The sequence below is a fragment of the Pyrinomonadaceae bacterium genome, from assembly GCA_036277115.1.
In the GTDB taxonomy this organism is placed as follows: Bacteria; Acidobacteriota; Blastocatellia; order Pyrinomonadales; family Pyrinomonadaceae; genus UBA11740.
This window is the reverse complement of record DASUNM010000008.1, coordinates 1-1,237: the sequence shown is the minus strand read 5'-3', so window position 1 is coordinate 1,237 and position 1,237 is coordinate 1. Positions and strand designations below refer to the sequence as shown.

Sequence of the window (1,237 nt, the reverse complement as noted above, 5' to 3'; positions counted from 1 at the left end):
CTAGAAGCAGGGGTCTCGCTCGTTACCTGACTTAACAGGACACCTCACGGCACGAGCTGGCGACGGCCATGCACCTCCTCTCAGCTTGTCTAGTAAAGTCTTCAGCTTGACCTTCACTCTGCTGTCGCCCCCGGTAAGATTCCCGGCGTTGACTCCAATTGAACCGCAGGCTTCACCCCTTGTGGTGCTCCCCCGCCAATTCCTTTAAGTTTCAGTCTTGCGACCGTACTACCCAGGCGGCAGACTTAACGGCTTCCCTGCGGCACTGGACTAGCATTAAGCTAGTCCATCACCGAGTCTGCATCGTTTACAGCTGGGACTACCCGGGTATCTAATCCGGTTTGCTCCCCCAGCTTTCATCCCTCACCGTCGAGCGCATTCTGGCAAGCCGCCTTCGCCACTGGTGGTCTTCAATGGATCAACGGATTTTACCCCTACCCACTGAGTACCGCTTGCCTCTCCTGCCTCCTAGTCTTATAGTATCCTCCGCGGCCCATCTGTTAAGCAGTTGGATTTAACGGAGGACTTGTAAAACCGGCTACGGATGCTTTAGGCCCAATAATCGTCCCGACCACTCGGGGTGCTGGTATTACCGCGGCGGCTGACACCAGACTTGCCCACCCCTTATTCTACACCATTTTTAGAGATGTCAAAAGACTTTCTTAGCGAAAGTCACTCAGAATAACCCTGTCAGGCTTTCGCCTATTGCAGAGGTTTCGCGCCTGCTGCGCCCCATAGGGCCTGGGTCCTTTTCTCAGTACCCATCTCCGGGCTCCTCCTCTCAGAGCCCGTACCGGTTACTGGTTTGGTGGGCCATTACCTCACCAACAGCCTGATCGGTCGCAGTCCAATCCAAAGGCCATATAGATTTTGATCAAAAACCATTCCAGGTATCTTGGTCTATCGCGGTTTAGCCTCAGTTTCCCGAGTTTATCCACGTCCTCTGGTTATGTTGACTACGTGTTACTGAGCCGTGTGCCACGTATTGCTACGTTGACTCGCATGGCTTAATCTCATTCTGATAGCAGTCGGGTCCGGCAGGATCAACCGGAGTCGATCCTTAATCTATTATAAAATAGTACGGTCGGACAATCAAGTTATTGTGCATATTGTGTAACCATGTCAGATTCAATTTGTTGTCGAATCTCCATATTATGAGCGCAACTGGAGGTCGATGAATCATGGAATGGCCAACTGACCAAAAATCATCTACGACGCCGCCTATATGATTGCGTTC

The 1,237-nt window shown here is 51.7% G+C and carries 1 rRNA gene; it reads right to left on the bottom strand.

Annotated elements, in window-relative coordinates:
• A 16S ribosomal RNA gene (locus VFX97_01815) occupies nucleotides 1–1,059 on the bottom strand; the annotation flags it as partial.
• Between the last annotated feature and the right edge of the window lie 178 nt (nucleotides 1,060–1,237).